The sequence below is a fragment of the Aequorivita nionensis genome (assembly GCF_046352995.1).
GTDB classification, from domain to species: Bacteria; Bacteroidota; Bacteroidia; order Flavobacteriales; family Flavobacteriaceae; genus Aequorivita; species Aequorivita nionensis.
Map to the genome: position 1 here is coordinate 20303 of NZ_CP130281.1, position 7198 is coordinate 27500.

General features: G+C 38.6%; 5 protein-coding genes and 1 rRNA gene. 5 read left to right on the top strand and 1 reads right to left on the bottom strand.

Features of this window, described 5'->3' with window-relative positions; genetic code table 11:
* Positions 1-324: 324 nt before the first annotated feature.
* From Q2U82_RS00110 to Q2U82_RS00130, 5 genes are all read left to right on the top strand, one after another.
* The gene (locus Q2U82_RS00110) at positions 325-2553 is read left to right on the top strand and encodes an NADP-dependent isocitrate dehydrogenase (protein WP_410005765.1); all 2229 of its coding nucleotides are present in this window, start codon (positions 325-327) and stop codon (positions 2551-2553) included.
* A 64-nt stretch (positions 2554-2617) separates the two neighbouring features.
* Positions 2618-4978: a TonB-dependent receptor gene (locus tag Q2U82_RS00115; RefSeq protein ID WP_410005766.1), complete on the top strand. Its 2361-nt coding sequence runs from the start codon at positions 2618-2620 to the stop codon at positions 4976-4978.
* A 4-nt stretch (positions 4979-4982) separates the two neighbouring features.
* Positions 4983-5780, top strand: a complete 798-nt coding sequence (locus Q2U82_RS00120; protein ID WP_410005767.1) for a DUF4249 domain-containing protein — start codon at positions 4983-4985, stop codon at positions 5778-5780.
* 26 nt (positions 5781-5806) lie between these two features.
* Complete coding sequence (murQ, locus tag Q2U82_RS00125) at positions 5807-6622, top strand: N-acetylmuramic acid 6-phosphate etherase (RefSeq protein ID WP_410005768.1); 816 nt, start codon at positions 5807-5809, stop codon at positions 6620-6622.
* Positions 6615-6839 (top strand): DUF6095 family protein, encoded by a 225-nt coding sequence (locus Q2U82_RS00130; RefSeq protein WP_068762003.1) that lies wholly within the window; start codon positions 6615-6617, stop codon positions 6837-6839. Before murQ ends, Q2U82_RS00130 begins: the two co-directional genes overlap by 8 nt.
* Positions 6840-6936: 97 nt before the next feature.
* Here the strand turns inward: Q2U82_RS00130 and rrf are convergent.
* Positions 6937-7045: ribosomal RNA gene (rrf, locus tag Q2U82_RS00135) — 5S ribosomal RNA — on the bottom strand.
* Positions 7046-7198 lie beyond the last annotated feature (153 nt).

Genomic DNA, 7198 nt, shown 5'->3' on the forward strand with positions numbered 1-7198 from the left:
ATCGCAAGGGTATAATAAACTTGCCCAGAATTCGCTCCGGTGAATTGGTCGGTAAAAGTTTACTTTACAAGGAGCCATATCACAATGTATTTATACGGTGATATGGCTTTTCTTGTTTTAGATACTTTTCAGTCGATGAGTTGAGGGGTTGAGAAGTTTAGAGTTGAACTAATGACTTATTTTTTTAATTTCCCTCAACTCCTCAACCCCTCAACCCCTCAACTTTTAAACTCCTAAACTTATAAACTCCTTTCAGAAGCTCTTCCAAATCGCTATATTTGCATTCCTTAAAATTTCAAAAATTCTATTCAAAAAAGCACTTCAATGACAAAAACTTCCAAAATTATATATACCAAAACCGATGAGGCCCCGGCTTTGGCAACCCATTCTTTTTTACCTATTGTTCAAGCATTTACTTCCCCCGCAAACATAAAGCTGGAAAGTCGTGATATTTCGCTAGCGGCAAGAATCTTGGCGGTTTTCCCAGAATTTCTATCGGAAGAACAGCGCGTGAATGATGATTTGACGGAATTGGGAGAACTTGCAAAAACCCCAGAAGCAAACATCATAAAACTTCCTAATATTAGCGCCTCCCTTCCGCAGTTAAATGAAGCCATTGAAGAACTTCAAAAGAAAGGTTTCAATATTCCAGATTACCCTGAAACTGCTACTACTTCCGAAGAAAAAGAAATAAAGGCAAAATATGACAAAGTAAAAGGAAGCGCAGTAAATCCTGTTCTCCGTGAAGGAAACAGCGACCGTCGCGCCCCAAAAGCCGTAAAAAATTACGCTAAAAAACATCCGCACAGTATGGGTGCTTGGAGCAGTGATAGTAAGAGCCACGTTGCCACAATGCAACAGGGTGATTTCTTTCACAATGAAAAATCATTGACGATGGCTGCTGATGATACTTTGAGTATCGTTTTAGTAGAAAATGGTGGAAATAAAACAGTTTTAAAGGATAATCTAAAAGTCTTAAAAGGCGAAATCATCGATACTACTGTAATGAGTAAAAAAGCATTGATTACGTTTTTGGAAGAACAAGTGAAAGATGCCAAAGAAAAGAAGGTATTGTTTTCTGTGCATTTGAAAGCTACGATGATGAAGGTGAGCGACCCGATTATTTTTGGGTATGCGGTGAAAGTCTATTTTGAGGATCTTTTCAAAAAATATGCCGATACTTTTAAGAAATTAGGGGTTAATGCCAACAACGGTTTGGGCGATTTGGAGAACAAACTTTCCGAATTAAACGAAGACGAAAGAGACGCTATTCTTCAGGACATTAAAAAAATAATGGCCGAAAATCCAGATTTGGCAATGGTGAATAGCGACAAGGGCATCACAAATCTACATGTGCCAAGTGATGTTATTATTGATGCTTCTATGCCTGCAATGATCCGCAACTCTGGCAAAATGTGGGGACCTGATGGGAAATCTCACGATACTAAAGCTGTAATACCTGATAGCAGTTACGCAGGTGTTTACGAAGCCACTATCGAATTCTGCAAAAAACACGGAGCCTTTGACCCAACCACAATGGGAACCGTTCCGAACGTAGGTTTAATGGCTCAAAAAGCCGAAGAATATGGAAGCCACGATAAAACTTTTGAAATTTCCACGGATGGAAAAGTTCAGGTTTTGGATGCTTCCGGAAAAGTGATTATTGAACACAAGGTTGAAAAAGGAGATATTTGGAGAATGTGTCAAGTAAAGGATTTACCTGTTCAAGATTGGGTAAAGCTTGCCGTTGAGCGTGCGCGGGCAACCGGAAATCCAGCTGTATTTTGGTTGGATGAAAACCGTGCCCACGATGCCGAACTCATCAAAAAAGTAAATAAATACCTTCCAAATCACAATACTGAAGGACTTGAAATTAAAATCCTTTCTCCCGAAAAAGCGACTGAATATACTTTGGAACGCGTAAAAGCGGGACAAGACACAATCTCTGTAACAGGAAACGTACTTCGTGACTATTTAACTGACCTCTTCCCTATCCTTGAATTGGGTACGAGTGCAAAAATGCTTTCAATCGTTCCATTGATGAATGGCGGCGGTTTGTTTGAAACTGGTGCTGGAGGTTCTGCTCCTAAACATGTTGAACAATTTTTAGAGGAAAACCATCTTCGTTGGGATTCTTTGGGTGAATTTTTAGCGCTTGCAGTTTCTTTGGAACATTTAGGCACAAAATACGATAATCCAAAAGCTATAGTTTTAGGTGATGCTTTAGATGAAGCCACCGAAAAATATCTCGAAAACAGCAAATCACCTTCACGAAAAGTAAAGGAACTGGACAACCGCGGAAGCCACTTCTATTTGGCGATGTATTGGGCGGAGGCGCTTGCAAAACAAGACAAAGACGCAGATTTGAAAAAAATCTTCACTCCAATCGCAAAAGAATTGAAAGAAAACGAAGCCAAAATAAATAATGAATTGATCGCCGTTCAAGGACATTCAGTAAACATTGGTGGTTATTACGAACCAACCGATAAGCTGGTTTCGGAAGCGATGCGACCGAGCAAAACTTTTAATAGCATACTTTCAGAAATAAAGTAATAATCTAACCGTTTTAAAACCTTCAGTACAGCTGGAGGTTTTTTTATATATAACAATCAAACATTTGAAAAAAATACTAACTTTTCTACTTTTTCTCGGAAGCTTTACAGCCTTCGCTCAGGAAAAATTTACTATCAGCGGCACAATTTCTGAAGCGGATACAGGCGAAACTTTGATTGGTGTAAATGTTATCATCCCTTCGCTTCAAACAGGTACGGTAACCAATCAGTACGGTTATTATTCCATTACACTTCCCAAAGGTGATTATGAAATTGTTTATAGCAGCATTGGTTTTGCTTCACAAAAAATTCAAATTTCCCTGTCCGAAAACATAAAAAAAGATTTGGAATTGGCCACCGACACTGAAAGTCTGGATGAAGTGGTGATAGAAACCGATAACGAAAGGCTAGATGTGCGAAGTTCGCAAATGAGCGCCAACACACTTTCGACCACAACCATTAAAAAAATTCCTGTGGTTTTGGGCGAAGTTGATGTTATCAAAGCAATAACGCTGCTTCCCGGAGTTACGAGTGCGGGCGAGGGCGCCAGCGGATTCAACGTTCGCGGTGGCGCTGCTGATCAAAATTTAATTTTGTTGGACGAAGCCACACTTTATAATTCTTCGCATTTGTTCGGTTTCTTTTCGGTTTTTAATCCAGATGCCATTAAAGATTTGACGCTTTACAAAGGCGGGATTCCGGCCCGTTATGGTGGAAGAATTTCTTCAGTTTTGGATATTTACCAAAAAGACGGAAACAAGCGGGAATATCATGCCAGCGGCGGGATTGGATTGGTTGCCAGCCGTTTGCTTTTGGAAGGCCCCATAAAAAAGGACGAAGCATCGTTTTTGATTGGAGGAAGAAGTAGCTACGCGCACTTGTTTTTGCCTCTTTTCGACAATGATAATGTAGCATACTTTTATGATTTGAATGCCAAGCTTAGTTATAATCTAAACGATAATAATCGCCTTTATTTGTCCGGTTATTTCGGAAGAGATGTTTTTGAAATCTCTGATAGCTTCGCGAATAGCTTTGGAAATACAACGCTAAATCTTCGTTGGAATCATCTTTTTTCAGATAAATTGTTTTCGAATCTATCTTTGATTTATTCAGATTATTATTACGGTTTGGAACTAAAATTTGTGGAATTCGATTTTGATAGCGGCATTCGAAACTTTAATTTGAAGTATGATTTTTCGCATTACATTTCAAATAACGTAGATTTGCGCTACGGAATCAACAGTATTTATTACAAATTCAATCCAGGTGATGTAACGCCAACTACGGAAGATTCTGGAATCAATCCTTTTAAACTTACTGATAAATACGCTTGGGAAAACGCAGTGTACGTTGATGCTGAAATAGAACTTTCAGATAAAATCTCGGTACAGGCTGGGCTTCGTCTTTCTACTTTCAACCGTTTGGGGCAGGATCAATTGTTTTTATATGAAAACGACAACCCGATAATTTACAATCCAAGTTTGGATATTTATCAAAAAGCAACGCCCATAGATACCTTTTCTTTTAGCAGAAGTGAAACAATAAAATCTTTTGCCAATTTGGAGCCGCGCTTTGCAATTTCCTATTTGCTGAATGACGATTCTTCCATAAAAGCGAGCTATAACAGGATGACCCAATACATTCATTTAATCAGCAACACCACTTCCCCGACGCCTTTTGATATTTATGCGCCGAGCGGAAAATATATTGAACCACAGTTGGGAGATCAAGTGGCATTGGGGTATTTCAGAAATTTCAAAAATTATTCCCTCGAAGTGGAAACTTTTTACAAAAAGGTAAAAAATCGTTTGGATTATGTGGACGATGCCGATTTAATTGCAAACGACGCGGTGGAACAAATTCTGCTGAAAAGTGAAGCAAGAGCTTACGGACTTGAAGTTCTTTTCAAGAAAAACACAGGAAAATTGCAAGGTTGGATTGCTTATACCCTTTCAAAAAGTGAACAAAAAACACCTGGAAGAACACCTATAGAAACTGGAATAAACAATGGTGAATGGTACAATTCAGCTTGGGACAAAACGCACGATATTTCTGTAACTGGACAATATGAACTTACCAATAAATGGTCTTTTGGCGCAAATTTCATTTTCCAAACCGGAATACCAACCACCTATCCTGAAGGACAATATGAATATAATGGCGTAATAGTTCCTGTGTACGAAGCTCGTAACAGCAGTCGCCTTTCTACATTTCATCGCTTAGACCTTTCTGCCACTTGGACGCCAAAACCTGAAAGTACAAAACGCTGGAAAGGTGAATGGGTTTTCAGCATTTACAATGCCTACAATCGTAAAAATGCGGCTTCCGTATCGTTTCGCGAAAACACTGATATTAATCAAAATGAAGCCGTTCGGCTTTCCATTTTTGGGATAATCCCTTCGGTAACCTATAATTTTAAATTTTAAGAGTATGAAGAAGTTATTTATATTGGTGATTTTCTTCGGAATAGTTACTTCCTGTGAAGATGTAATTGATGTTGAGCTTAATGATGCACCACCGAGATTGGTAGTAGAAGCAAATTTGAATGTTTGGGAAGATGGCAGTAATAGTGCAGCAGTCAGGTTAACCACTACTGCGCCTTTTTTTGATAATGATGTTCCTTTTGTTACTGATGCATCAATCACCGTAACGGACGAAAATGGTATTGTTTATCCTTTTAATTATACCCAAGACGGCGTTTACGTGTCAAGCATTGCGCTTCAACTGAACATAGAATATAAATTGACTATACTTTATAAAGAAGAAACCTATACAGCCACGGAAACGCTTTACACTGTTTCCCCTTTGGAATTTGTTGAACAGCGTGATGATGGTGGTTTTACAGGGGAAGATATTGAGTTGAAAGCATTTTTCACCGATCCAGCAGGCGAACAAAACTTTTATTTTTTTGAAGGACTCTCAGAAAGAGGTGACGTTTTAGACGTTTATAAAGATGAGTTTTTTGATGGAAATACCATCTTTGGATATTATTTGGTTGAAGATTTAGCGCCCCCTGACGAAGTACAATTCAATATTTACGGCGTAAGTGAAGCGTATTATAACTTTATGTTTATCCTTTTACAACAAACTGGAGGCGGTGGTGGTCCTTTTGAAACACAGCCAGCAACCGTTCGTGGCAACATTATAAACGAAACAAATCCCGATAATTATCCGTTGGGCTATTTTAGGGTTTCAGAAGTTTCTACACTCAATTATACTGTTCAATAACCATATTTTTAATCGTAAATTTGAATATGTCTTTTATTAAAACAACGGAATCCGATTCAAAATACAATCATTTGGAAAAAATGAGCGTTTCCGAATTGCTTCAAAACATCAACAACGAAGACAAAACCGTTGCATTTTCTGTTGAAAAATCACTTCCCCAGATTGAAAAACTTACCGAAAAAGTAGTTGAAAAATTAAAGGATGGAGGAAGGTTATTTTACATAGGCGCAGGAACGAGTGGCCGTTTGGGAATTGTAGATGCCAGCGAATGTCCGCCAACTTTTGGTGTTCCGTACGATTTAGTTATCGGTTTGATAGCAGGTGGCGACACCGCCATTCGTAAAGCCGTAGAGTTTGCTGAAGATTCCGAAAACCAAGGTTGGCAAGATCTTCAGAAAGAAAACATTTCAGAAAAAGATATTGTTATTGGCATTGCAGCTTCCGGCACTACTCCCTATGTGATTGGCGCGCTAAAAAAATGTAATGAAAACAATGTTTCCACAGGTTGTATAACTTGCAATGAAGGAAGCCCTTTGGCGGTTACCGCAAAGTTTCCAATCGTTGTTACGGTAGGACCCGAATTTGTTACTGGAAGTTCTCGAATGAAAGCTGGAACGGCTCAAAAATTAGTTTTGAATATGATATCAACCACTGCGATGATTCAATTGGGAAGAGTAAAAGGAAACAAAATGGTTGATATGCAATTGAGCAACAACAAACTTGTGGATCGCGGTGTACGAATGATTATGGAAGAATTGAATGTTTCAGAAAGAGAAGCGCAAGTACTTTTAGAAAAACATAAAAATGTTCGCAACGCAATAAACAATTTTCAAAATGGGTAAAGAACACACAGATTTTGATTTATTGAAGAAGGGTTTAAAATTTATGGCATTCGCATTACCATTGCTCTTTTTGAGCCCCTATCTATTAACTCTTTCATTTTTGAATAAAGAAACGTTTATGTTTTATGTGTTTCTTTTCTTTGGAATTATAGCCGGTGCAGGTGCTATTTATCTTTGCTTTAAAGGGATAAATACTATTTTGAAGTCCATCTTTTAACTTTCCCGCATACTTTCCCTACCGTTTAGACTAATTAGAAAATTTCTCTTTACCCATAAAAAAAAGCCTTCACCAAATAAATGGTGAAGGCTTTAAAGGAAGGCGGCGACCTACTCTCCCACGAGATGCAGTACCATCGGCGCAAACGGGCTTAACTTCTCTGTTCGGAAAGGTAAGAGGTGAGCCCCGTCGCTATAACCACCTTAGTTATTGGTATTAGGGATTAGGTGGCGGGATTAGTTTGTCACTAATTCCAGATTCCTAATCTACTAATGCCTCCCAGCATCCGCCGGGAAAATATCTTGACATAGGGAAACAAACAATAGGGGAAAAGCTGAACCTTGCTTAAAAAAAGAGTT

Bases quoted from the DNA above. Each gene is read 5' to 3' on its own strand.
- Q2U82_RS00110 (WP_410005765.1), top strand. From the start codon at position 325: ATGACAAAAACTTCCAAAATTATATATACCAAAACCGATGAGGCCCCG.
- Q2U82_RS00120 (WP_410005767.1), top strand. From the start codon at position 4,983: ATGAAGAAGTTATTTATATTGGTGATTTTCTTCGGAATAGTTACTTCC.
- Q2U82_RS00130 (WP_068762003.1), top strand. From the start codon at position 6,615: ATGGGTAAAGAACACACAGATTTTGATTTATTGAAGAAGGGTTTAAAA.
- murQ (WP_410005768.1), top strand. From the start codon at position 5,807: ATGTCTTTTATTAAAACAACGGAATCCGATTCAAAATACAATCATTTG.